The following is a 24120-nucleotide window of genomic DNA, read 5'->3' as shown; positions in this document are numbered from 1 at the left end:
CTCCCCCACCTCGCAACAACCTTAGAAAAGATAAACGCATGGGGCGAACGCCCTAATTTCAAAGGGTTGGCAGAATCCGCCCCCATGGTGCGACCATTCGTGCCCTGCCAAGATGCACAGAAGACACGGTTTTTGCTGCAAATGCACGATTCCCGGGCAGAATCCGCCCCCGCGACCGGCAGGCAACAGGCGTGGCCGGGGACGGTGGCGGGGCGATGTTGCCGCAGGCGACGGGCGCCGGTCCGGCGTCCCGGTCAGACCGGCTTGGCTTTGCCGGCGGGGGCCAGCACCTCCAGCGGGTTCAGCACTTTTGCCGCCTGCCCCACCCTGCGCCGCGAGGGTGGGTGCCGTTTCGACGCCTCGACCAGCATCACACCGCCCGCCGTCACCGGAACCGCGCGCCCGACCTGTTCCCAGAACGGCCCGGTCTTCATCCAGAATCGCCGGGTCGAGGGCGGCTGGTACAGCACCGAGACATGCGCCTCGGGCACGAAATCGTGCCGCTTGAGCTGTGTTTCAAGCTGCCCCAACGAATAAGGCCGCCCATACCCGAACGGCGTGTGATCGGCGCGCGCCCAGATGCCCGAGCGGTTGGGCAGGATGAACAGCGCCTTGCCGCCCGGACCAAGCACACGGTACGCCTCGTCCAGCAGGTCCGATGGCCGCTCGGAGGTTTCCAGTCCGTGCATCAGGATCAAACGGTCGACATGGCCAGTTTCCAGCGGCCAGAGCGTCTCTTCGCTGAGCACCGACACATTGGCCATGCCCGCAGGCCACGACATCACCCCCTGCGGCGCGGGCATCAACGCCAGAACGCGGCGCGATTCCTTGAGGTAGGGACGCAAGAGCGGCACCGCAAAGCCGTAGCCAACCACGGTCTGGCCCTTGGCCTCGGGCCAGAACTTGCAGACCTGAGTGCGCAGAATCTTTTGCGCCGCGCGCCCCAGCGCACTGCGATAGTAGAAATCCCGCAACACCTGAACGTCCAGATGCATTGAACCCCCTCGAACGATGCGCCACTCTGGTCCCGGACCATCCTGACAAAGCCGCGAAGGAAAGACCATGCCCCTCGAAATCGTGACCGTGCCCTGCCTGTCGGACAATTATGCCTATCTCGTCCACGGCCCGGACGGCACCGCGCTGATCGACGCGCCTGAGGCCGGGCCGATCATCGACGCGCTGGAGGCGCGCGGCTGGTCGCTGGGGGTGATCATGCTGACACACCACCACCACGACCATGTGGGCGGCGTGGCCGAGTTGCGCGAAAGATACGGCTGCCCGGTGATGGGCCCCAAAGCCGAAGAGGCCAAACTGCCAAAACTGGACATGGCGCTGGATCCGGGATTTTCCGGCGGCACCGGCGAAGGCCGCTGTGAGGTGATCGCCGTGCCGGGTCATACGCTTGGCCACATCGCCTTTCACTACCCCGAGGCCAAGGCCGTCTTTACCGCCGACAGCCTGATGGCGCTGGGATGCGGACGCATCTTTGAGGGCACACCGGACATGATGTGGGACAGCCTTTCCAAGCTGATGACCCTGCCGCCGGAAACGATGGTCTATTCGGGTCATGAATACACCGCGTCCAACGCCGCCTTTGCCCTGACCATTGAACCCGGGAACGAAGCGCTTATCTCTCGTGCACGCGCCATCGAGGCCGCCCGCGCCGAGGGTCTTCCGACCGCGCAGGTCGCGCTTTCGGTTGAACTGGACACCAACCCCTTTCTTCGCGCCACCCGGCAGAGTGTCAAAACAGCCGTTGGATTACCCGACGGCACCGACGCCGAAGTCTTTGCCGAGGTGCGCAAACGCAAGGATAGCTTCTGATCACACTCGCGGCAGATTTCGACCGCAGGTTCAAAAGTGATGCAGGAATCCTGAGAAAAAACTTGAAGGTTGGCCGCAATCGACCAAACTTTAATACTATGAGGCAATGCTGGTCCAAACAAATGGATCCGCGCAGACAAGAGGAGCACGCCCGTGCCTTCATTCTCGAACACCCTTGAGCAGGCAATTCACTCGGCTCTGGCGCTCGCGAACTCGCGCAGCCACGAATTCGCCACGCTGGAACATCTCCTGCTTGCTTTGATCGACGAACCCGATGCCTCCCGCGTTATGAAAGCCTGCTCTGTCGATACCGAAGAGCTGCGCACCACGCTGGTCGAATTCATCGACGATGACCTGTCCAATCTGGTCACCGACATCGAAGGATCAGAGGCGGTGCCAACCGCTGCGTTCCAACGCGTGATCCAGCGCGCGGCCATTCATGTGCAATCGTCCGGTCGCACAGAGGTGACAGGCGCGAATGTGCTGGTAGCCATCTTTGCCGAACGCGAATCCAATGCCGCCTACTTCCTGCAAGAGCAGGACATGACGCGCTATGACGCGGTGAACTTCATCGCCCACGGCGTCGCCAAAAACCCCGCCTACGGCGAGGCACGCCCGGTACAGGGCGCCACCGATGCCGAAGAGGAAGCGGTGCAGGCCGACGCCTCGACCGCCGGGGCGGACAAAGAATCGGCACTGGGCAAGTATTGCGTGGACCTCAACGCCAAGGCGCAGGCTGGCGATGTGGACCCGCTGATTGGCCGCGACTCTGAGGTGGAGCGTTGCATTCAGGTGCTGTGCCGCCGCCGCAAGAACAATCCGCTGCTGGTGGGCGATCCCGGCGTGGGCAAGACTGCCATCGCCGAGGGGCTGGCGCGCAAGATCATCTCGGGCGAAGTGCCCGAGGTTCTGGCCAACGCCACCATCTATTCGCTCGACATGGGCGCGCTGCTGGCCGGTACGCGCTATCGCGGCGACTTTGAAGAGCGGCTGAAATCCGTGGTGACGGAGCTTGAAGAACATCCCGATGCGGTGCTCTTCATCGACGAAATCCACACCGTGATCGGGGCCGGAGCCACCTCTGGCGGCGCTATGGATGCGTCGAACCTGCTCAAACCCGCGCTTCAGGGCGGCAAGCTGCGCACCATGGGTTCGACCACCTACAAGGAATTCCGCCAGCATTTCGAAAAGGATCGCGCGCTCAGCCGCCGGTTCCAGAAGATCGACGTGAATGAGCCATCGGTCGAGGATACCGTGAAGATTCTAAAGGGGTTGAAGCCCTATTTCGAGGATCACCACAGCGTCAAATACACCGCCGATGCGATCAAAACAGCGGTGGAACTGTCGGCGCGTTACATCAATGACCGCAAGCTGCCCGACAAGGCCATCGACGTCATCGATGAGGCAGGCGCGGCGCAGCATCTTGTGGCCGCCTCCAAGCGGCGCAAGTCCATCGGCACCAAGGAAATCGAGGAAGTGGTGGCAAAGATCGCCCGCATCCCGCCCAAGAACGTGTCCAAAGACGATGCCGAGGTTCTGAAAGATCTCGAAAAGTCGCTCAAACGGGTGGTGTTCGGGCAGGACGCCGCCATCACGGCGCTGTCCTCGGCGATCAAACTGGCCCGCGCTGGCCTGCGCGAACCGGAAAAGCCCATCGGCAACTACCTGTTCGCGGGTCCCACAGGCGTCGGCAAGACCGAGGTCGCCAAGCAACTGGCCGACCAACTGGGTGTGGAACTGCTGCGTTTCGACATGTCCGAATACATGGAGAAACATGCGGTCAGCCGTTTGATCGGTGCGCCTCCGGGCTATGTGGGCTTTGATCAGGGCGGACAGCTGACCGATGGAGTGGATCAGCATCCGCACTGTGTGCTGTTGCTGGATGAGATCGAAAAGGCGCACCCGGATGTGTTCAACATTCTGTTGCAGGTGATGGACCACGGCACGCTGACCGACCACAACGGCCGGTCAGTTGATTTCCGCAACGTGATCCTGATCATGACCTCGAACGCAGGGGCCGTGGAACAGGCGAAATCGGCCATCGGCTTTGGCCGCGACCGCCGCGAGGGCGAGGATACCGCCGCCATCGAACGGACCTTTACGCCGGAATTCCGCAATCGTCTGGACGCGGTCATCAGCTTCCAGCCGCTGCCGAAGGACACGATCCTGCAGGTTGTCGAAAAGTTCGTGCTACAGCTTGAGGCACAGCTGATGGATCGCAATGTGACCATCGAACTGACCAAACCCGCCGCCGAATGGCTGGCCGACAAGGGGTATGACGACAAGATGGGCGCACGCCCGCTGGGCCGCGTGATTCAGGAGCACATCAAAAAGCCGCTGGCCGAGGAGCTGCTCTTTGGCCAACTGGCCAAGGGTGGGGTCGTGAAGGTGTCGGTTCGTGATGGCGACCTGTTCCTTGATCTCAGCGGTCCGGACAAGCCGCGACTCGGGTCGAAAAAGCCGCCTTTGCTGACCGCGGAATGACCCTGTCGCGCGCCGCCCTCGCGGCCGCGCTGGCCCTGATCACCTCCGTCCCGGCCACCGGGGCGGAGGATTTTCGTCTGGCGGTGCCTCTGGACTGCACCTTAGGTGAAACCTGTTTCATCGAGGATTACGTCGACAACGACCCGGCCCAAGGCCGCCAGCGCGATTTTTCCTGCGGCATCAACTCGCGCGATGCACACAAGGGGACGGATTTCGCGCTGCTGGACTTCGACGCCATCAAGACCGGCGTTTCGGTGCAGGCCGCCGCGCCGGGGATGGTCAAACGCATCCGCGACCAGATGCCGGATGACCGGTTGATGCGCGGCGTGACCGCGCAGAACGCCTGCGGCAACGCGGTGTTGATCGACCACGGCGATGGCTGGCAAACCCTGTACTGCCACTTGCGGCTTGGCTCCGTCTCGGTCGCGCCCGGCGATATCGTGCAGACGGGTGATCCGCTGGGCCTTGTTGGGCTGTCGGGCCAGACCAATCATCCCCATGTGCATCTGACCGTGATGCGCAACGGAGAGGTGGTCGATCCTTTCCGCCCGCAGTCCACGGGCACCTGCGGCGATCCGGTCCCGACGCTGTGGACAGATACCCCCTCCTACACCCGCACCGGGCTGGTCACGGCCGGGTTCTCGGACAGTGTGCCGCAACTCAAATCCGTGGCTGACGGCTCTGCCCGTCGGACGGCGCTGGCGCCGGGCCAGCCCATCGTGCTTTACGCGCATGTCGGCTATCCCCAACCGGGGGACGTGCTGACCCTCTCAGCACACAGCCCCGCGGGGACAGAGGTGTTCCGGAAAGAGATCACGCTGGAGTCGGATCAGGCCAGCCAGATGCGCGCCTTTGGCCGCAAGGCCCCGGCGGCGGGCTGGCCGACGGGGGACTACATCGGGCGGGCAAAGCTGACGCGCGATGGCAAGGTCATCGCGCACCGTTTTGCTCATGTGACCATCGCGGACTAGCACAGTCGGCCCCCGGCCCGGTCACCGTTCTGTCAGCTTCAGCTCAATCCGCCGGTTGCGCGCCCATGCCTCCGGGTTGTCTGCCGGATCGACGGGCTGGAACTCACCAAAGCCATTGGCGGCCAAGCGTTGCGGCGGGATGCCGTAGTTGTCGATCATATCACGCACCACCGACAGCGCGCGCGCCTGACTGAGCTCCCAGTTGTCAGCAAATTCCCCGCCCGGCCGGATCTGGCGGTTGTCGGTATGGCCATCGACGCGGATCACCCAGTCAATGCCTTTGGGGATTTCATCCGCGATATCCAGAAGGATGTCCGCGACTTCCTTGATCTCTCCGCGCCCGGCCGCGGACAGGTCGGCCGACCCGACCTCAAACAACACCTCGGAGGAAAACACGAAACGGTCGCCTTCGATGCGGATACCGTCGCGGTCGCCAACCACAGCGCGCAGCTTGCCAAAGAATTCGGAACGGTAGGCTTCGAGGTCTTTCTTTTCCTCTTCCAGCCGTTCCGCGCGCTCTTCCTCAAGCTTACGTTTCTCTTCTTCGGCCTTGCGCTTGGCCTCTTCGGCAAGACGTCGGCGGCGCTCTTCCTGCGCGACGCGGGCAATCGCCGCGTTCAGTTCCGAACCAAGGTTCTGCAAGCGCACTTCTGACGCTGCATCCTTGGCGGAGGAATCGTCCAACAACGCCTGCAATTCGCGCAACTGGCGGCGCAGTTCCGCGACGTTCTGATTCAGCGCCTCGACCTGCAATTCCGCCCGCGTCGCGCGTTCCTCTGTCTGGCCCAGCTTTTCCCGCGCCTGATTGAGCAGGATTTGCCGCTCTTCCACCGCGTCCAGTTGATCATCCAGCTTCAGATCCGCCGCCTCTTGCGCCGCAAGGGCCGAGGCCAGCCGATCACGCGTCTCTTCAACCGATGCCTCCGCCGCCAACCGGGCGGCCAGCGCGGCCGCCAGCTTTTCTTCCAGCGAGCGTTTGTCATCAGTCTGTTCCAGCGCGCGCGCCTCTGCCTCGGCCAGCTTTTGGCGCAGGTCGGCGATCAACCCGTCGCGCTGTGCATCCCGCGCCCGCAAGGATTGGAGTTCGGCAGCGATCCGGTCGATCCGGCCTTTCAGAAGACCGATTTCGGCGTCGCGTTCAGCACCGCGCCCGTCTGCTGCGGCGAGCTTGCGGGTCAGGTCGGCATTCTCGGCTTCCAGCACGATAACCCGCCCAAGACCCTGCGTGGCCCGGCCCTGTGCCGCCTCAAGCCGGGTGCGCAATTGCGCGAGATCGCCGCGCAGCGTCTCCAGCTCTGCCGCTTCGGCGGTGCGGTCCTCGGCGCGCGCCTCTGCCTGCGCCAGTTCCTGTTGCAGGCGGGCCATCTGGGCGTCGCGTTCGACCGCGCGGGCGCGGGCGGCATCCAGTTCGGCCGAAAGGCGCGCGTTGGTTGCGCCCAACGCGGTGACCGCAGAATCCCGTTGCGCCGCCTCTCCGCCCAACCGCGCCAATCGGGCAGATAGATCGGCGTTTTCATTTTGCAGCCGCTCGATCCGGTCACCGCGATCCGCGACGCGTTTCAGGGCGGCATCCAGCTGCGCTTCGATCTGGGCGACCTGACCGCGCATGGACTCGATCACATCTGTGCGCTCAGTCTCTCGGGTGCGGGCCTGAGCAAGCTGCCCGGTCAGCGCATCGACCTGATCGCGTAGCCCGGCCACGTTGCCCTGCGCCTCACCGATCTCGGCGCGGGCATCGGTCAGCGCCGCGTCCAGCCTGTCGCGCTCTGCCCGGAGTTCTGTCAATGCGGCGGCGCGATCCACGGCCGTGCCCTCGGCCGCGGACAGGTCAGACACCAGCGCCAGATTGCGGGTGCGCAGCGCCTCCAGCTCCGTTTTTAGCGCGTCGGCCTCTGCCAGACGGGCGAGCGCCTGCGCCAGTTGCGCCGAAAGATCGGTGAGTCGCGACGCTCGCAGCGTCGCCTGTGCCTGCGCGTCCTTCAGGCCGCGTTCCGCCAGCGCGCGCGCGGCCTCTTCGCGGGCCAGCGCCTGTTCCGCGTCGCGTTGCGCGGCGCGGGCGGTCGTCAAATCATCCCGCAGATTGGCAAGCCGACTGTCGGTCTGCGCCCCCTGAGCCCGCGCATCGGCAAGGGTTTCTTCCAGTTCTGAAATCCGCGCCAGCGCCGCGTCGATACGGTTCTGGAGGGTGCGGGCCTCACTTTCACCGTCGGCCAGAACGCTGGCCAATTCCTGATTGATCCGCGCCTCGGCCTGTCGCGCCTGCGCAAGAGAGGCCTCAAGCTCGGTGATCCGGGCCAAGGCCGCATCCACCTGAGTCTGCAGGGAAACCGCCGTCTCCGCACCAGAGTTGCGCGCCTGCGCAAGATCGGCGGTCAACTGCTTCTCGGTCGCCTCGGCGTCGCTTAACGCGGCCTCCAGTTGCGCAATCCGCACCGCTGCATCGTCTAGACGCGCCTTGAGGGTTTGCGCCGTGAGCGCGGTTTCGTCCTGCAAATCCGCCAGTTGCGCCTCCAGCGTGTCGATGCGTGCCTGAAGGTCGTCGCCTTGCTGCCGACCGGCCAGCAGGGCGGCGGCCAGACGGGCGTTCAGGTCCTTTTCCGCCTCACGCGATGCCGCAAGCAGGGTCAGTGTTTCCTCGGCCCGGGCGCGTTCCTGTTCCAGCGCCATGGTCATCGCGGTTAGTTCGGCCCCCGCCTCTTCCAGCCGCTTGCGAAGGGCCGCTGCGGCCTCTGCCTCGGCCAGACGGGCGGTTTCTTCCTCGGTCAGGTCGGCCTCTAGATCAGTGAGTTCGGCGGTCAATGCACCGATCCGCGCGTCCCGGTCGGCGTTGCGGGCGCGCAGGTCAGTGATCAACGCCTCCAGCGCCTCCCGGCGGGCGGCGGCCAGCTTGGCGGCCTCGGCCTGATCGTCGATTTCACTGCGCGCGCTGGTCAGGGCAGCGGTCAGCGCATCGCGTTCCTCTGCCAAGGAGTCACGGGTGGCCAGCAGGGACACGCGTTCATCTGCCAGCGCATCGCGGGCGGCGGTCACATCACGCACCTCGGCCCGCGCCTCATCCCGTTCCAGCAAAAGCGCCGCCACCCGATCCTCGAAAGAGGCGATCTGAGCGGCGGCAGTGTCCAGCTGCGCCGCCTGCCGGTCGCGGGTGGCGGTCAGGCTGTTGATGATATTCTGCTGTTCGGCCAGCCGCAAATCGCGGTCCGACAGGGTCGAGCTGAGCTGGCCAACCTCGTTTTCCAGCCGGGTGGATTTGGACTTTTCGACGCCCAGCGCCCGCGCCAGAGCCGAGATTTCGGCGTTCAGCGTGTCCAGTTCAGATTCCTGCCCGGTGATCGTTTCGTTCAGGACAAACTGCATGACCATGAAGATCGACAGCACAAAGGTCAGCACCAGCAAGAGGCCGGTCATCGCATCGACAAAACCCGGCCAGATGGACGCTTGAAAGCGCGCGCCGGTGCGTCGCGACAGCGCCATGGATCACCCGTCCCCGCGCGGCCGGATGTTGCGCGTCACACCCAACGACCGCGACAGCGCCGCAAGATCGGTTCGCAGTTCGGCCATGCTTTCCTGCCGACCAGCGCTGATTTCTTCGAGGATGCGCAGCATCTGCACGTCGATCGACCGCAGCCGCATCCGGCTTTCGGCATCCAGTCCCTCATCCGATTCCTTTTCGCGGATCGCCTGCGCCAGCAGTTCCTGCCCTTCGGCAATGCGCGCCAGGGAATTCGCCGAAGGCGCTGTCGCCTCGATCCGTTCGGTCATGCGTTCGACGCTGTCGGCCAGTTGCGCCAGCCGGGCGTCAACCTCGGACCGGCCTTGTTCGGATTCGACAAAGAGGCGTTGCAGGCGTTCCATCTGCTCTGCCATCTGATCCAGAACCAGCCCCGCGGCGCCCAAATCCGGCCCTTCGCTGTCAGAGGAAAAGCCCAGACGCGTGATCGAGGACAGCCATTCCTCAAGCTCGCGGTAAAAGCGGTTCTGGCCATGTCCCGCGAACAGTTCCAGCAGGCCGACGATCAGTGAGCAGGCAAGCCCGAGCAGCGAACTGGCAAAGGCCACGCCCATGCCCCCCAACTGCCCCTCAAGTCCCGACATCAATCGCGCAAAGGCATCGGTGCCGGTTTCGCCGTCTTGCGGCGCAAGGCTCTGGATCGTTTCGACCAGCGCGGGCACCACGGTTGCCAGCCCGTAAAAGGTGCCCAGAAGACCGAGAAAGATCAGCAAAGACACGATGTAGCGGGTGATTTCCCGCGCCTCGTCAATCCGCTGGGCGACGGAGTCGAGGATCGACCGGGTCGAGGTGGTGGTGATCTGCATCCGCTTGTCACGGCGGCGCCGCAACAGCGCTGCCAATGGGGCTAGCAAGCGCGGTGGAACGGCGCGCACCCCCTGATCGCCACGGGCGGTGAACCGTTCGATCCAGCGGACCGAAACCATCAGCTGCGCCACCTGCCAGAAACAGGCCAGAACCCCAACGACAAAGACAAAGAGGATAAAGCCGTTCAGGTACGGGTTCGACTGGAACACTGGCAGAACGCGCGGCAACGCGAGAAAGCCGCCAAACCCCGACAAGCCAAGCACCGCCAGCATGAGGATCACCTGACGGACGGGTTGCGTGAATTGTGGCTCGGCCTCGAGGTCGGGCTGGTCCATTGGACACCTGACGCTTGTTCTCTTGCGCTACATCTAAGCGTTTAGCGCTGCAGAGCCAAGAAGTTATGAACAATTCCCGCAGGATCGGGGAAAAAGCGGCGCTTTGCGCAACAGTTACCCTACGTCCCGGAACACCTCGGCGACAAAGCGCTCGTAGAGGGCGATTTGCCGTGGCAGCGCGTCTTTCTCACGCACGGTCTTGGACAGGATGATCGCCCCGTCCACCAGCACGACCAGCATATCGGCCAGCGCCTCCAGGTCGATTTTGCTATTGGGCGGGTGGGTCTGGGCTATCGCGGTCAATCGCGCGTGAAAACGCGCCCGCCAGTTGAGCAGGTTCTGCCGGGCCAGATCGTGCACGGTCCGGGTGAACAGCCGCTCCTGAAAACAGGTGGCAGCGATCAGGCAGCCGGGGTGAACATCCGGCAATGCCGCCATCTGCTCCCGCAACAACCGTAGAAACACCAGAAACTGCGCCAGCGGCTCTGTCGTCGCTTCCGCGGCGCGGGCGAAAAGCCCGTCCAGCCAGTCCTCTTCGGCGGTCAGATGGCGTTCCAGAATGGCCTCGACCAGTGCGCTCTTGTCTCTGAAATGGTAAAAGAAACCGCCCTTGGTGATGCCTACCTCGGCGATCAGCTCCTCGATCGAGGTGGCGGCAAAACCCTTGTCCAGAATGGCCACTTCCGCTGCGGTCAATAGCCGGTCTCGGGTCGTCGCTGTACTGCGTGGCTTGATAAAGGACATGGCCTCTCCCTTCTCGGTCAGCTTACCGCAAGGCGGCAGGCGGATCACTGTACCGATGGTGCAGTGTACCACGAGTCCACTGGCGGCCGCCCTGACCAACCGTCAGACTGGCACAAAAGGAGCCGCCACATGCCCCCTGCCTTTGCCCCACACCCCGATGGCCTGCCGTGGTTCACTGAAGGCGGCACAGAAACAGAGCTGATGTTTCGCCACGGATTTGACTTCGATCACTTCTGCGCCTTCACCCTGCTGGACAATCCCAAGGCCATGCAGGTGACGCGCGACATGTACCGCCGCTTGCTGGACCAGATCGCGGCCGTTGGCGGATGTGCGCTGCTCGGCGGGCTGGACTATCGCGCCAGCGCCGATTGGGGCGCTTTGGTGGGTTACGAAGGTGCCGCCCTGCAAGACATCCAACTGCGCAACATTGCCTTCCTGCGCGAGGTCAGCGCCCATTACACGGACCAAATCCGAGAGATCCGCATCGCCGGTATCCTTGGCCCGCGCGGCGACGCCTATGCGCTCAACCGAACCATCACCGACACTGAGGCCGAAGACTACCACAGCCAGCAGATCGACACCTATGCGCGCGAGGGGGTCGATCTGATCTGGGCCGCCACCATCAACAACGTGCCAGAGGCAGTGGGGATCGCCCGCGCCGCCACCCGTGCGGAAATCCCGGTGAACATTTCGTTCACCCTGACCGCGGACCACCGCTTGCGCGCAGGCCCCACCCTGGCCGAGGCCGTCATCGCCACCGACGCCGCCTGTGGCCCCGGTGCGCGCCCGGACAGCTATGGCGTCAACTGCTCTCACCCGCTGGAATTCGAACCTGCGCTAGAGACCGGCACATGGCAGGCGCGCCTGCGCAGCTTTCGCCCCAACGCCGCCGCCATGGACAAGATCGCCCTGTGCAAGCTGAACCACATTGAAGAGGGCGATCCCGAAGAACTCGGTCAGCAGATGGGGGCTCTTGCCCGACGCTTTCCGCAGGCCGACATCTGGGGCGGATGCTGCGGCAGCTGGGACAAACACCTTGCCCGGATCGGCCCGGCGGTCATGGCGGCGCGCCGCCGACAGGCATAAACTCCGCTCCGGCTTCTTCTTGGTTGAAATACCTCCGGGGTGAATTGGCCGTCAGGCCAAGAGGGGCAGCGCCCCTTTTCCGCGCCTGACCACGGGCCTCAACCCTCGCCGGTCAGCGCCTTCACCTCACGCACCAGCCAGTGCAGGTCCGCATCCGGCACACCGATCTCATCCAGATGCGCGGCGGTGTTGTAGAGGTATTCGGTATTCGGCCCACGCCCGCCCTGAGCCTGCGCGATGATCCGCGCCTGTTCCTCCAGCGGAAGGTGGCAATATTGCACATGATGCGGGTCGATCACGTAAGACACCGCTTCGACCCGCCGTCCGTCGGTCAGGCTCAGGTCCAGCCGCTTTTCCAGATAAGCCGACGAAATCAGCTCACGTTCGCGCAGGTAGGCCAGAGTTTCATCCTCGGTCCCCGGCACCGCGCGCAAGGCCAGCCCGTCACAACTGGCGCCGTCCTGTTCATCCAGCGCCAGAACCAGCCCCGGCGAGTCTTCGGTCCCGCGATGGTGGATCGAATACATGCAAAAACTGCGCGCATAGCCGTGCAGCCGTCCCTGCACCCGTTCCGCCACCGGAAACCCGGGGTTCCACAAAAGTGAGGCGTATCCGAACACCCATAGCGTCATCAATCTGGTCCTTCTCGCTGGCGGCCTGTAAACACGATCAGGTGCGGCAGGAAAAGGGGCAGTACCCATGAATCGCTTGATCTTTGCGGTGGCGGCGGCGCTGCTCATCGGCTGGGCGGGGTTCTGGTTCCTCTCGTCCTGGTCGCTGAAACGCGACATCACGGGATGGTTCGACGCGCGCCGCGCCGAAGGGTGGCAGGCAGAGTATGACGATCTGACAGTGCGCGGCTTTCCCAGCCGCCTTGACGCAACGCTGACCGGCGTGCGGCTGCGCGATCCGGCGCGCGGCGTGGGTTGGGAGGCAGCGTTTTTCCAGATCCTCGGGCTGACCTATCGGCCTGGTCATTTGATCCTTGTCTGGCCGGATTCGCAAAGGCTGACGCTCCCCTCTGGTCCGGTCGCCGTGGACAGCACCGGGCTGCGCGCCTCGCTGGTTCACGGTGCAGACGGCCAGATTCTGCGCGCCAACCTTGAGGCAGAGGTTCTCAACCTCGACGGACCGCAGGGGGCGCTGGCCTTTGCCGGTCTGCGGGCCGCCGTCACCGGCGTCGCAGGCACCCCCGACCTTTACCGGATCGGCCTCACGTCCGAGGCTTTGGCCGGACCCGACAGCCCGCTGGTGCCCGGCCCTGCCCGCGCGGATGGGCTGCAACTACAGGCTGAGGTCAGCTTTGACCGGGGCTGGACCCTTGATGCCCTGAGCGGCCCCCGACCGCAGCCGCAAAAGATCGATCTGCGCAAAGCTGAATACCGGTTCGAGGGACTGGAACTGAACTTTGCCGGGCGCCTGAACGCCGACGCGCGCGGGCGCGCCGGTGGCGAGATGACAGTGCGTGCGGTCAACTGGCGCGACAGGCTGGGCCGTGCGCGTGACGCCGGACAATTGCCCGAGGGGCTGGCCGACGCCTTGGAAACCGCCCTGACGATGGCCGCCGGGCTCAAGGGCAAGCCTGATACGCTGGACCTGTCGCTGGATTTCAACGAGGGGCGGGTCGCCTTTGGTTTGATCCCTCTGGGGGACGCCCCGCGCCTGCATCTGCCGTAATAGCGCTTCCCCCTTGCGCAGGGGCGCAGAGGGGTCGACAGTTGTCCCATGACTGACACGCTTTTTGCACGCATCGACGCCGCCCGCGACGATTTGATCGCGCTCACCCAAGACCTTGTCCGCCTGCCCACGCTGAACCCGCCGGGCGCGCTGTATCATGACATCTGCGCCTATCTGGAGCGCAGGCTGGCCGCCTCGGGGTTTGACTGTCAGATGATCCGCGCAACGGGTGCGCCCGGTGACAGCGACCGCTATCCCCGCTGGAACGTCATCGCCCGCCGCGAGGGCACCCGCCCCGGCGAATGCATGCATTTCAACTCTCATATCGACGTGGTCGAGGTCGGCCGTGGCTGGACCTATGAGCCGTTCGGGGCCGTGCTGGACGGCGACCGGATCTATGGCCGCGGCACCTGCGACATGAAAGGCGGGCTGGCCGCGTCGATCATCGCTGCCGAGTGTTTCATCGCCGAACACCCCGACTATGCGGGCGCAATCGAGATTTCCGGCACGGCGGATGAGGAAACCGGCGGCTATGGCGGCGTCGCGCATCTGGCACATCTAGGGTTCTTTTCGCCGGACCGGGTGCAGCACGTCATCATCCCCGAACCTCTCAACAAGGACCGTATCTGCCTTGGCCATCGCGGTGCATGGTGGGCCGAGATCGAGACAAAAGGGGAGATTGCCCATGGTTCGATGCCCTTTCTTGGTGATTGCGCCGTGCGCCATATGGGGGCGGTGATGCGAGCCTTTGAGGACCGGCTGTTTCCGGCGCTGACAACCCGCGAAACCGCAATGCCCGTCACGCCAGAGGCAGCCCGGCAGTCCACGCTCAACATCAATTCGATCCACGGCGGCGAGGCGGAACTGGAGGATTTCACCGGCCTGCCTGCGCCCAATGTGCCGGACAGCTGCCGCATGGTGATCGACCGGCGGTTCCTTGTCGAAGAGGCCTATGACGAGGTGCGCGGAGAGGTCATCGCCATGCTGGACGACCTCAAGGCCAACCGCCCCCGGTTTGACTACACCATCCGCGACATCAACCGCATCGACCCGTCGATGACCCCGCAGGAGGCGCCGATTGTGACAACCGTGGCCTCTGCGATTCAGGATGTGATGGGCGCAGCGCCCGCCTATGTCGCATCACCCGGCTCCTATGATCAGAAACACATCGACCGAATCGGGCGGCTGAAAAACTGCATCGCCTACGGGCCGGGCGTGCTGGAACTGGCGCATAAACCGGACGAATGGGTAGGCGTGACGGACATGCTGGACAGTGCCAAGGTCATGGCGCGCAGTTTGGAAACGCTGCTCTTGCCAGAGGCGTGACGCCAATGGGACGGTGGGCGGGGCGCCTTTCGGCAAAGCCGAAACAGCGTCCGCCCAACGTCTGACGCGCGTCAGACACCGATATTGTCGATCAAACGCACGCCCGCCAGCCACGCCGCCACCAGCAGGCGCGCGGGCTTGTCCGGTCGCTCCAGTTGCGACAGGTCCTCATTGGCCCGCAGGTCCAGATATTCGACCTTTGTGAATCCCGCCGACGCCAGACGTGCCTCAGCCTTGGGGCGCAGGTCCGACGCCGCCAGCCCGGCGCGCAACCCCTCTGCCATCTCTTCCAGCGCCTCGTTCAGCGCCGCCGCGCGACCGCGCGCCATGTCAGACAACAACAGGTTCCGTGACGACATTGCCAGCCCGTCAATCTCTCGGATGGTCGGACAACCGACGATCTGACAGGGGATGTTCAGATCCGCCACCAGCCGCCGCACCACCTGCACCTGCTGCCAGTCCTTCTCGCCAAAGAACGCCTGATCGGCGGAGGTCTGCAACAGCAGCTTGGTCACCACGGTTGCGACCCCGTCGAAATGTCCGGGCCGGTACGCGCCGCACAGCACGTCCGTCAGGCCACTGACCGACACGCCGGTCGCGAACCCCTGCGGGTACATCTCATCGCCATCCGGCACAAAAATCGCGTCGACCGCAAAACGCGCCAGCTTGGCCGCGTCGTCATGTTCGGTGCGCGGATAGTTCTCATAGTCCTCGGGGCTGTTGAACTGCTTGGGGTTCACAAAGATCGTCACGATCACCCGGTCGCAACGCTCTTTTGCCGCCGCCACAAGACTGAGGTGTCCGTCATGCAGCGCGCCCATCGTGGGCACCGCGCCAACCGTTTCACCGGCCCGGTGCCAAGCGGTAGTCATCGCGCGCAACTCGGCAACCGAACGAACGATAGGGGCAATCACGCTTTTGGCTCCGGCACGGCGTCGCCAAAGATATGCGCCGGCCCCGGAAAGCGGCGCGCGCGGACGTCTTCGGCATAGGCGGCGATCGCCGCCTCGCCGTCCGCGCCCAGGGTGGCATAGCGTTTCACGAACTTGGCCTTGAAAGCTGTGAACAGTCCCAGCATGTCGTCGACGACCAAAATCTGTCCGTCGCAGCCTGCGCTGGCTCCGATTCCGATGGTCGGGATCGACACCTCTGCCGTCACCGCATCCGCCAAGGTCGCCGGCACCTTTTCCAGCACCACGGCGAAGGCCCCGGCCTTGGCCACCGCCATGGCATCCGCCATCAGCGCGTCACCCGCCGCGCCACGGCCCTGCACCTTGTAGCCGCCCAGCGTGTTGATCGCCTGCGGCGTCAGGCCGATGTGCGCCATGACCGGCACGCCGCGTTTCACAAGAAAGGCAATCGTCGCTGCCATCTCGACCCCGCCTTCCAGTTTGACCGCGCCCGCGCCCGTCTCTGCCATCAACCGGGCCGCGTTGCGAAACGCCTGTTGCGGGCTTTCTTCGTAGGACCCGAACGGCATGTCGATCACCATCATGGCCGCCTGCAACCCGCGCGCCACCGCCTGCCCGTGCAGGATCATCATTTCCATCGTGACACCCAGCGTCGACGGCAGGCCGTGCAGCACCATCCCGACGCTATCGCCCACCAGCACAAAGTCGCAATGCGCATCCATCATCTGCGCCATCGGCGTCGTGTAGGCGGTCAGGCTGACCAGCGGCGTGCCCCCTTTGCGGGCGCGAATATCGTCCGGCATCGGCGCTCTTTTCTTTGCGGTCGCGCTCATGGTCTCATCCTCCCGTTCAACGCTGCGCAAGGTCCGGAGGCTCAGGCACCAGATCGCGCAACAAAATTGCGCACCGCCCTATCATTTGCCGCGCCGCAGAACCAGAGGGCAAATGCAGGCCGCGCTTGATCACGCGGCCCCAAAGCGCAACACTCGGGCCAAAGTAACCGGGAGCCCCACCATGATCCTCCGCCTGACCCTTGCCGCCGCTCTGCTCAGCGGCACCGCAGCCCTTGCGCAGCAGACCGACCTGACCCTTGCGATCCAGTTGGAACCGCCGCACCTTGACCCGACCTCTGCCGCCGCCGGGGCCATCGACAGCGTGCTGTATTCCAATGTCTTCGAGGGGTTGACCCGCTTTACAGAGACCGGCGCCATCGTCCCCGGCCTTGCGCGCGAGTGGGAAATTTCCGAGGACGGGCTGACCTATACCTTTCACCTCGCCGAGGGCGTGACATTTCACGACGGCACCCGCTTTGACGCCGAGGACGTGAAGTTCAGCCTCGACCGCGCCCGCGCCGAGGACAGCACAAACGCGCAAAAAGCGCTGTACACCGGCATCAGTGACGTCACGGTTATCGACCCGATGACCGTGCAACTGACGCTGGACGCGCCCAACGGCAACTTGTTGTTCAATCTGGCCTGGGGCGACGCGGTGATCGTGGCCCCCGAAAGCATCGACGAGATCAAGCAGACCCCCATCGGCACCGGCCCGTTCAAGTTCGAAGAATGGAAGCAAGGCGACAGTATCACGCTGGTGCAGAATGCCGACTACTGGGGAGAGGCCCCCTATCTGACCAAGGCGACGTTCAAGTTCATCTCGGACCCCACGGCAGCCTTTGCCGCGATGATGGCGCAGGACGTCGACGCCTTTTCCGGCTTTCCCGCACCCGAAAACCTGCCCCAGTTCGAGGTCGATCCGCGTTTCACCGTCATCAAGGGATCGTCCGAGGGCGAGACCATCCTTGCGATGAACAACAAGCAGCCGCCCTTCGACAACCCGATGGTCAGAGAGGCCCTGTCCCACGCCATCGACCGGCAAGCGATTATCGACGGCGCAATGTTCGGCCTTGGCACGCCCATTGGCACCCATTTTGCCCCGCACAACCCCGATTACGTCGATCTGACCGGCCTGTCCGTTTATGACCCCGACCGCGCGCGGATGTTGCTGGTGGATGCGGGCTATGCCGAGGGGTTCACAACCACCCTGAAACTGCCGCCGCCCTCCTACGCCCGTCGTGGCGGTGAAATCATCGCCTCGCAACTGCGCAACGTCGGCATCGAGACGGAGATCACCAACCTTGAATGGGCGCAGTGGCTGGAAGAGGTATTTCGCGGCAAGGATTTCGGCCTGACCATCGTCAGCCATACCGAACCTTTCGATATCGGCATCTATGCCCGGCCCGATTACTACTTTCAGTATGACAACCCCGAGTTTCAGGCCCTGATGAAGCTGCTCAACGCCACGACGGCCCCCAGCGCGCGCTCTGACATGCTGGCCGAGGCGCAGACGATCATCGCGAAGGACTATGTCAACGGCTACCTGTTCCAACTGGCCTTTCCCACGGTTGCCGATGCCCGGCTGGAAGGGCTGTGGCCGAACCAGCCGACACAGGCGAACGACCTGACCAAAGTGCGCTGGACCCAATAAGGACGACACCTGCAAAACGACACCCGGACCGCAGCCCATACGGGAATGGGGTCCGGCATCCCCCCATGTGGCACCTCGCGTTGGCAAGCCCCACGCAGAACAGTATCCCGAGCGAACCAGACGGAGATGGTCAGATGCCCCAAGCGACAGTCACAGATTTTGTCCGTCCTCTTGCCGTGCTTCTTGCCTGTGCTCTGGGCCTGTCTCTTATGCAGACGACATTAGTCCGCGCCGCGACGATCGAGGCAGGAGATGGGGAGCCCTGCATGATTCAATTCAGGGGCACGATCGAAGTTGGCGATTTCGAAAAACTCGAGATCGCCAATGACGCCTTTTCGGACAAAGTCAGGTCTGGCCAAGTCAGCGATGCAGCTGTCGAAAAGGTTCGCACAGGAGCGCGGCTCGTTTGTCTAGATAGCGACGGCGGCCATCTGATAGAAGGCACCAAAATTGCGAACGAAATCCGTGCTCGCCAATATCCCACCTACATCGGCGACGGCAGCCAGTGTTATTCGATATGCGCCATCATCTTCATGATGGGCAATCAGGAATATCCAGGCGCAAAGCTTCCCGAAGACAGGTTCAAATACCACAGGACATTGCACATAGGCGGCGATCTGGCCTTTCACAGCCCCTCGCTCAAGATCCAGCCCAACCAGCAGTATTCCTCTGAAGCCATTGAAAAGGCCTATGCCCTTGGTATTGAAAGCATGCTGGAGGTCGTCCGGACCTCCGCCATGCTGCGTCCGTTCAAGACACGGCCGATGATCCACCCCGAGCTAGTGGAAAAGATGCTCGCCACCCCCGGCGATGAGCTTTTCCACATTCGAACGTTGGAACAGGTCCTGAACTGGGAGATCAACCTGGACGGGTTGAGGCCACTTTATCCGCAACGAAATTTGCAGTTGCAGATGGGGTGCGAAAACAGTCTGGTGCACGGCTATCTTTTGCCGTCCGAGCGCAGCTACGGATATTACACCCCCTCGATGATGACCAAAGCTGTGTTTGGCTTTGAGCGGATTCTCGGCGCGGACCGCTTGTTCGAAATTGGCCCGCCATTTGAAAACGGGGCCACCGAGATTTTCAGCTTTCGGTATTTGGAGCTGCCCGTGGAATGTCAGATCAAGCTATACCCCGATCGTGTTGAAATCTGCGGTGATGATCCGTACCTCAGCACTCCGATTGGCGATTGTGCCGCAGGTGAGTTTGAGGCTTTCCCGCCTGAAACCCGCTTTCATCCGTTGACCGAATTCGCGGCCCTACGGGACGCACCGGTCGCCGCAGACGTCATCCGCAAGGCGCGCTGCACATTGCTTGCGCCCTCGGGGGCCGTTCTGCGCGATGAGACCTGCACACAATCCGTCGATTTGGTCGATGACCCGGTGCGCCCGCACCTTCGCCATACCTTGCGCTGGTCCTCTGGCGCCGTGACCGTGATTGAGATCACGATCCACATGCCCTCTGAGACATCCGCAACCGATCTATACTTCGTCGACAATGTGGCCGCCCTCCCGGAGGGCAACGGTAACCGATGCCTGCGCCGGATGTCGGATGGGCAGGTCGTCTGCGTCGGCGGTCTCTGACAGGTACCATCCCACCCTTTCGCGTTTCAGCCCTGCCGCCCAGCCATCACACAAAGACCTACCTCATGCGCAACGACATCCCTGGCTTTACACCCGCTCTGGCCACCCTAGACGGCCAGAGCATCGCCTATGAGACCGGCGGACATGGCCCACCGCTGCTGCTCTTGCACGGCTTTCCGCAGACCCGTGCGATGTGGGCCGAGGTCGCGCCGCTGTTGGCGAAGGATTTCACCGTCATCTGCCCTGATCTGCGCGGCTACGGCGAAAGCGGTAAACCAACGGGCGTGGGCAACTACAGCTTTCGGGAAATGGCCCGTGATCAGGTGTCGCTGATGCGACACCTTGGACATGAGTCATTTCATGTGGCTGGACACGACCGGGGCGGGCGCACCGCGCATCGCATGGCGCTGGATGCGCCGCAGACCGTGCGTACCCTGACCGTCATGGACATCGTCCCCACGCACCGCTTACTGAACGACCTGACCTACAAGGTCGCCAAGGCCTATTACCACTGGTTCTTCCTCGCCCAGCCGGAACCCTTTCCGGAAAACATGATCGCAGCCAACCCGAACGCCTACTACGAAAGCTGCCTGCTGGGCTTTGGCAAGGCGACCCTGGCCGATTTCAGACCAGCACAACTAGCCGCCTACCGCGCAGCATGGGCGGACCCCGCGTGTCGCCGCGCCATGTGCGACGACTACCGCGCGGCCATAGAGGTTGATTTCGACCTTGATGCTGCGGACCTGAACCGTCGCGTTCCCTGCCCCGCCTTTGTCCTTTTCGGGGCCGACGGCGCGATGGCGCGCGCCTATGACGTGCCTGCCACATGGGCCGACCGGCTGTCTGACATGACCGCCCGCGCCATCCCCGGCGGGCATTTCTTTGTCGACCAGTCGCCGCAACAGACCGCCGACGCCCTGCGTGCCTTCCTGATCGAGTGACCTCTGGACGCCCGCCCTGCCCGCTCCTACGGTGCCGACCATGCTGGCCTACCTGACCCGACGTCTGACCTCGCTGATCCTCAGCCTCATTGCCGCCTCGGTAGTGATCTTCCTTGTGGTCGAGGTCGCCCCCGGCGATCCGGCCAGCTATATGCTGGGCATCAATGCACAGCCGGAAACCGTCGCCGCCCTGCGCGACGAACTGGGTCTCGATCAGCCGAAAATTCAACGCTATCTATCTTGGGTCGGCGGCATGCTGACCGGCGATTTCGGCCTGTCCTACACCTATCGCACCCCGGTGGCCGAGATGATCACGACCCGGCTGTGGATCTCACTGCCGCTGGCGCTCTATGCGCTGACGCTGGCGATCCTGCTGGCCTTTCCGGCGGGGTTGATCGCCGCCGCTACGCGCGGGCGCGCACCTGATTTCGGGATCATGGCGTTTTCGCAACTAGGCGTTGCGATCCCAAACTTCTGGTTTGCTATGCTGCTGGTGCTGGGTTTTGCGATCACATGGCGGATCTTTCCCTCCGGCGGCTTTCCCGGCTGGGACAACCCGCTCATGGCGATGCGCGCGCTGACCCTGCCTGCCGTGGCCCTTGCCCTGCCGCAGGCCGCCATTCTTGCCCGTGTGCTCCGGTCCTCCCTGATCGACGTGTTGGGAGAGGACTACATCCGCACCGCCCGCGCCAAGGGTCTGACCCGACGCCAGACCCTCTGGCGTCACGGGGTGCGCAATGCGCTTATCCCGGTGCTGACCATCATCGGACTGCAATTTTCCTTTCTCATCGCGGGCGGCATCATCATCGAACAGGTATTCTATCTGCCCGGTCTTGGGCGGTTGATCTTCCAATCCATCAGCCAACGGGACCTGATCGTCGTGGAATCCACCGTCATGCTGCTGGTCTTTGCCGTGATCCTCGTGAACTTTCTCACCGACCTCGCCTATGCGCTGGCCGACCCAAGGCTGCGCAAGGGATGAGCCGCAACCTGATCCTTGGCGGCGCGCTGACCGCGCTGTTTCTTGGCGCTGCCGCGCTGTCGTTTCTCTGGACACCGCACGATGTGGTGGCTCTGAACATCCCGGGCCGCCTGCAACCACCGGGCGGCGATCACCTGCTGGGCACCGATCATTTTGGGCGCGACATCCTGTCGATGCTGATGGTTGGCGCGCGCACCTCGATTGCCGTGGCACTGGTGGCGGTGGGCATCGGCATCACGATTGGCGTGCCGCTGGGTCTTGCCGCCGCCAGCCGCGCGGGCGGCTGGCTGGATGAGCTGATCTCACGCTCCGCCGACCTGATCTTTGCCTTTCCCAGCCTTGTCATCGCCATCCTGATCACCGCCGTCTTTGGCCCCGGCGCGGTGAACGCGATCCTCGCCATCGGGATTTTCAACATACCCGTTTTTGCCCGCCTCTCCCGTGGCGCAGCGCTAAGCCTCTGGACCCGCGAGTTCATCCTTGCCGCCCGTGTCGCTGGCAAGAACCGCGCCCGCATCAGCGCCGAACACATCCTGCCCAACATCGCCAATCTGCTGATCGTGCAAAGCACCATACAGTTCTCACTGGGCATCCTCGCCGAGGCGGGGCTCAGCTATGTCGGCCTTGGCGCGCAACCCCCGGTGCCGTCTTGGGGCCGGATGCTGGCCGACGCACAGACGCTGGTATCCCTTGCCCCGCATGTGGCGCTGATCCCCGGCCTGACGATTGTCTTTATGGTGTTGGGGTTGAACCTGCTGGGCGACGGGTTGCGCGATCATTTTGATCCGCGCCTGAAGGTGCTGCGCACATGACCGCACCGCTTCTACAGATCGACAGCCTGTCGGTGACGATCCATGGCAGGGCCATTCTCGATGGCATCGACCTGACCATTGCGCCGGGGGAAATCGTTGCCCTGACCGGCGAATCCGGCTCTGGCAAATCCATGACCGCGCTGGCAACCATCGGCCTGTTGCCGCAAGGCGCAAAGGCCACGGGGCGGCTATCTCTGGACGGCACAAATCTGTTGTCGCTGCCCGAACGCCAGCTATGCGAGGTGCGCGGCGGCGACATCGGCATGGTCTTTCAGGAACCGATGACCGCGCTCAACCCGGTGCAGACCATCGGCGCGCAAGTGGCCGAAACCATCCTGCAACACAGCCCCCGTATCCCGCGCGCAAAGGCACGGGACAAGGCGCGCGAGGCGCTGCACCGCTGCGGTCTGGACCTGCCGCTGTCACGTTTTCCGCACGAACTGTCGGGCGGCCAGCGTCAGCGCGTGGTGATCGCCATGGCCATTGCCCTGCGCCCCCGCCTGCTGATCGCGGACGAACCGACCACGGCGCTGGACGTGACCACGCAGGCACAGATCCTCGACCTGTTGCAGGACCTGACCCGGACCGAGGGCATGGCCCTGATGATGATCACCCATGACCTTGCCGTGGTGGCCAACATGGCCGACCGTATCGCCGTGATGCAGAACGGGCGGATTGTTGAAACCGGCCCCACAGCGCCCCTGCTGGCACAGCACAAACATCCCTACACGCAGGCGTTGTTTCAGGCTTCCAACCACCAGCCTCACCTGCCGCCACGCCCCGACAGCGGCCCGTTGCTACAGGCATCAGGCGTCACCTGCACCTATCCGCTGCCGCGCCCGCACCCCTTTGCGGCCAGACCCAGCTTTACCGCCGTGCAGGACGTCAGCTTTCACATCGGGCGCGGCGAACGAGTTGGTCTGGTGGGTGAGTCCGGTTGCGGCAAATCCACGCTGACGCGCGCCCTGCTGGGGCTGACCCCCATCGCGGCGGGCACCATCACGCTGGACGGCGACAAGGTCTTTACCGACCACAGGCCCAACCTGTCGGTGCGCCGCCGCATTCAGGTGGTTTTTCAGGACCCCTACGGCAGTTTCAACCCCCGCCACCGCGTCGCGCGCCTGATCACGGAACCTTTCCACCTGCTGCCCGACCCGCCACAGGGCACTGCCCGCGCTGACGCCGTGGCCGAGGCGCTGACCGCCGTGGGTCTGTCGCCCGACGACGCGCACAAACACATCCATGCCTTTTCCGGCGGCCAGCGCCAGCGTCTTGCCATCGCGCGCGCGCTGATCATCCGCCCTGAGTTGATCGTCTTTGACGAGGCCGTGTCGGCGCTGGATGTGCGGGTGCGGGCCCAGATCCTTGACCTGATGGCCGCCCTCAGCGCCTCTTACGGGCTGGCCTACCTGTTCATCAGCCACGATCTGTCGGTGGTGCGCGGGGTGACGGACCGGGTCATGGTCATGCGCGCCGGCCGCATTGTCGAGGAAGGCCCGACAGAGCGCGTCTTTACCGCGCCTGCCCACGCGTACACGCAAACCCTGCTGGCCGCCGCGCCGCAACTGCCCGCGCTTGCAGGCTGACGCACCGCGCTTGCAAATTGCTGGACCTTCCCGCGCCGGCACAGCAGGATGCCGCC

At 63.9% G+C, this 24120-nt stretch carries 19 protein-coding genes; 12 read left to right on the top strand and 7 right to left on the bottom strand.

Annotation, left to right across the window (positions count from 1 at the left end; all coding sequences use genetic code 11):
* Positions 1–254: 254 nt before the first annotated feature.
* Entirely contained in the window at positions 255–995 is a 741-nt protein-coding gene (locus VOI21_RS08550) for a class I SAM-dependent methyltransferase (protein ID WP_323769401.1), read from the bottom strand.
* 67 nt (positions 996–1062) lie between these two features.
* Here VOI21_RS08550 and gloB point away from each other — a divergent pair, with 67 nt between their 5' ends.
* From gloB to VOI21_RS08535, 3 genes are all read left to right on the top strand, one after another.
* Positions 1063–1824: a hydroxyacylglutathione hydrolase gene (gloB, locus tag VOI21_RS08545; RefSeq protein WP_323769398.1), complete on the top strand. Its 762-nt coding sequence runs from the start codon at positions 1063–1065 to the stop codon at positions 1822–1824.
* 153 nt (positions 1825–1977) lie between these two features.
* A complete protein-coding gene (clpA, locus tag VOI21_RS08540; RefSeq protein ID WP_323769396.1) occupies positions 1978–4308 on the top strand; it encodes an ATP-dependent Clp protease ATP-binding subunit ClpA in 2331 nt (776 codons plus the stop codon).
* Entirely contained in the window at positions 4305–5279 is a 975-nt protein-coding gene (locus VOI21_RS08535) for a M23 family metallopeptidase (RefSeq protein WP_323769395.1), read from the top strand. The genes clpA and VOI21_RS08535 overlap by 4 nt, the downstream gene beginning before the upstream one ends.
* 21 nt (positions 5280–5300) lie before the next feature.
* Here the strand turns inward: VOI21_RS08535 and VOI21_RS08530 are convergent, their stop codons facing one another.
* The 3 genes from VOI21_RS08530 to VOI21_RS08520 form a co-directional block, all read right to left on the bottom strand.
* A complete protein-coding gene (locus VOI21_RS08530; protein ID WP_323769394.1) occupies positions 5301–8753 on the bottom strand; it encodes a peptidoglycan -binding protein in 3453 nt (1150 codons plus the stop codon).
* A 3-nt stretch (positions 8754–8756) separates the two neighbouring features.
* Positions 8757–9932 carry a biopolymer transporter ExbB gene (locus VOI21_RS08525; RefSeq protein ID WP_323769393.1) on the bottom strand — a complete coding sequence of 392 codons (1176 nt, stop codon included), beginning with the start codon at positions 9930–9932 and terminating at the stop codon, positions 8757–8759.
* Between the two features lie 114 nt (positions 9933–10046).
* Positions 10047–10676 (bottom strand): TetR/AcrR family transcriptional regulator, encoded by a 630-nt coding sequence (locus VOI21_RS08520; protein WP_323769392.1) that lies wholly within the window; start codon positions 10674–10676, stop codon positions 10047–10049.
* A gap of 129 nt (positions 10677–10805) precedes the next feature.
* Between VOI21_RS08520 and VOI21_RS08515 the strand changes: the two genes are divergently transcribed.
* Positions 10806–11762, top strand: coding sequence for a homocysteine S-methyltransferase family protein (locus VOI21_RS08515; RefSeq protein WP_323769391.1), 957 nt, complete (start codon positions 10806–10808; stop codon positions 11760–11762).
* Positions 11763–11860: 98 nt separating this feature from the next.
* On the opposite strand, the gene VOI21_RS08510 is transcribed toward VOI21_RS08515, so the two are convergent.
* Positions 11861–12394 carry a gamma-glutamylcyclotransferase gene (locus VOI21_RS08510; RefSeq protein ID WP_323769390.1) on the bottom strand — a complete coding sequence of 178 codons (534 nt, stop codon included), beginning with the start codon at positions 12392–12394 and terminating at the stop codon, positions 11861–11863.
* A gap of 67 nt (positions 12395–12461) precedes the next feature.
* On the opposite strand from VOI21_RS08510, the gene VOI21_RS08505 reads away from it, so the two are divergent.
* Positions 12462–13439: a DUF2125 domain-containing protein gene (locus VOI21_RS08505; RefSeq protein WP_323769389.1), complete on the top strand. Its 978-nt coding sequence runs from the start codon at positions 12462–12464 to the stop codon at positions 13437–13439.
* A gap of 48 nt (positions 13440–13487) precedes the next feature.
* Positions 13488–14765 carry an acetylornithine deacetylase/succinyl-diaminopimelate desuccinylase family protein gene (locus VOI21_RS08500; RefSeq protein WP_323769388.1) on the top strand — a complete coding sequence of 426 codons (1278 nt, stop codon included), beginning with the start codon at positions 13488–13490 and terminating at the stop codon, positions 14763–14765.
* Positions 14766–14836: 71 nt separating this feature from the next.
* Here the strand turns inward: VOI21_RS08500 and panC are convergent, their stop codons facing one another.
* Positions 14837–15679: a pantoate--beta-alanine ligase gene (panC, locus tag VOI21_RS08495; protein ID WP_323769387.1), complete on the bottom strand. Its 843-nt coding sequence runs from the start codon at positions 15677–15679 to the stop codon at positions 14837–14839.
* A complete protein-coding gene (panB, locus tag VOI21_RS08490; protein WP_323769386.1) occupies positions 15676–16509 on the bottom strand; it encodes a 3-methyl-2-oxobutanoate hydroxymethyltransferase in 834 nt (277 codons plus the stop codon). The genes panC and panB overlap by 4 nt, the downstream gene beginning before the upstream one ends.
* 181 nt (positions 16510–16690) lie before the next feature.
* On the opposite strand from panB, the gene VOI21_RS08485 reads away from it, so the two are divergent.
* From VOI21_RS08485 to VOI21_RS08460, 6 genes are all read left to right on the top strand, one after another.
* Positions 16691–18160, top strand: a complete 1470-nt coding sequence (locus VOI21_RS08485) for an ABC transporter substrate-binding protein (RefSeq protein ID WP_323769384.1) — start codon at positions 16691–16693, stop codon at positions 18158–18160.
* Between the two features lie 134 nt (positions 18161–18294).
* The gene (locus tag VOI21_RS08480; RefSeq protein WP_323769383.1) at positions 18295–19743 is read left to right on the top strand and encodes a hypothetical protein; all 1449 of its coding nucleotides are present in this window, start codon (positions 18295–18297) and stop codon (positions 19741–19743) included.
* 65 nt (positions 19744–19808) lie between these two features.
* The gene (locus VOI21_RS08475) at positions 19809–20684 is read left to right on the top strand and encodes an alpha/beta hydrolase (RefSeq protein WP_323769381.1); all 876 of its coding nucleotides are present in this window, start codon (positions 19809–19811) and stop codon (positions 20682–20684) included.
* 40 nt (positions 20685–20724) lie between these two features.
* On the top strand, positions 20725–21666 hold the full coding sequence (locus VOI21_RS08470) for an ABC transporter permease (protein WP_323769380.1): 942 nt from the start codon (positions 20725–20727) through the stop codon (positions 21664–21666).
* Entirely contained in the window at positions 21663–22478 is an 816-nt protein-coding gene (locus VOI21_RS08465; protein ID WP_323769379.1) for an ABC transporter permease, read from the top strand. The genes VOI21_RS08470 and VOI21_RS08465 overlap by 4 nt, the downstream gene beginning before the upstream one ends.
* Positions 22475–24064, top strand: coding sequence for a dipeptide ABC transporter ATP-binding protein (locus VOI21_RS08460; protein ID WP_323769378.1), 1590 nt, complete (start codon positions 22475–22477; stop codon positions 24062–24064). The genes VOI21_RS08465 and VOI21_RS08460 overlap by 4 nt, the downstream gene beginning before the upstream one ends.
* Positions 24065–24120: the final 56 nt, after the last annotated feature.

The sequence above is a fragment of the Antarctobacter sp. genome (genome assembly GCF_034670325.1).
Lineage (GTDB): Bacteria > Pseudomonadota > Alphaproteobacteria > Rhodobacterales > Rhodobacteraceae > Antarctobacter.
The sequence above is the reverse complement of the archived record's forward strand: the minus strand, read 5'-3'. Positions and strand labels throughout refer to the sequence as shown.

What these genes read in the sequence shown, in the direction of transcription:
- panB (WP_323769386.1), bottom strand. Translation starts at nt 16,509, where the DNA reads ATGAGCGCGACCGCAAAGAAAAGAGCGCCGATGCCGGACGATATTCGC.
- VOI21_RS08530 (WP_323769394.1), bottom strand. Translation starts at nt 8,753, where the DNA reads ATGGCGCTGTCGCGACGCACCGGCGCGCGCTTTCAAGCGTCCATCTGG.
- VOI21_RS08480 (WP_323769383.1), top strand. Translation starts at nt 18,295, where the DNA reads ATGCCCCAAGCGACAGTCACAGATTTTGTCCGTCCTCTTGCCGTGCTT.
- VOI21_RS08505 (WP_323769389.1), top strand. Translation starts at nt 12,462, where the DNA reads ATGAATCGCTTGATCTTTGCGGTGGCGGCGGCGCTGCTCATCGGCTGG.
- VOI21_RS08510 (WP_323769390.1), bottom strand. Translation starts at nt 12,394, where the DNA reads ATGACGCTATGGGTGTTCGGATACGCCTCACTTTTGTGGAACCCCGGG.
- VOI21_RS08550 (WP_323769401.1), bottom strand. Translation starts at nt 995, where the DNA reads ATGCATCTGGACGTTCAGGTGTTGCGGGATTTCTACTATCGCAGTGCG.
- VOI21_RS08470 (WP_323769380.1), top strand. Translation starts at nt 20,725, where the DNA reads ATGCTGGCCTACCTGACCCGACGTCTGACCTCGCTGATCCTCAGCCTC.
- VOI21_RS08485 (WP_323769384.1), top strand. Translation starts at nt 16,691, where the DNA reads ATGATCCTCCGCCTGACCCTTGCCGCCGCTCTGCTCAGCGGCACCGCA.
- VOI21_RS08500 (WP_323769388.1), top strand. Translation starts at nt 13,488, where the DNA reads ATGACTGACACGCTTTTTGCACGCATCGACGCCGCCCGCGACGATTTG.
- VOI21_RS08475 (WP_323769381.1), top strand. Translation starts at nt 19,809, where the DNA reads ATGCGCAACGACATCCCTGGCTTTACACCCGCTCTGGCCACCCTAGAC.
- gloB (WP_323769398.1), top strand. Translation starts at nt 1,063, where the DNA reads ATGCCCCTCGAAATCGTGACCGTGCCCTGCCTGTCGGACAATTATGCC.
- VOI21_RS08460 (WP_323769378.1), top strand. Translation starts at nt 22,475, where the DNA reads ATGACCGCACCGCTTCTACAGATCGACAGCCTGTCGGTGACGATCCAT.
- VOI21_RS08515 (WP_323769391.1), top strand. Translation starts at nt 10,806, where the DNA reads ATGCCCCCTGCCTTTGCCCCACACCCCGATGGCCTGCCGTGGTTCACT.
- VOI21_RS08535 (WP_323769395.1), top strand. Translation starts at nt 4,305, where the DNA reads ATGACCCTGTCGCGCGCCGCCCTCGCGGCCGCGCTGGCCCTGATCACC.
- VOI21_RS08525 (WP_323769393.1), bottom strand. Translation starts at nt 9,932, where the DNA reads ATGGACCAGCCCGACCTCGAGGCCGAGCCACAATTCACGCAACCCGTC.
- VOI21_RS08520 (WP_323769392.1), bottom strand. Translation starts at nt 10,676, where the DNA reads ATGTCCTTTATCAAGCCACGCAGTACAGCGACGACCCGAGACCGGCTA.
- VOI21_RS08465 (WP_323769379.1), top strand. Translation starts at nt 21,663, where the DNA reads ATGAGCCGCAACCTGATCCTTGGCGGCGCGCTGACCGCGCTGTTTCTT.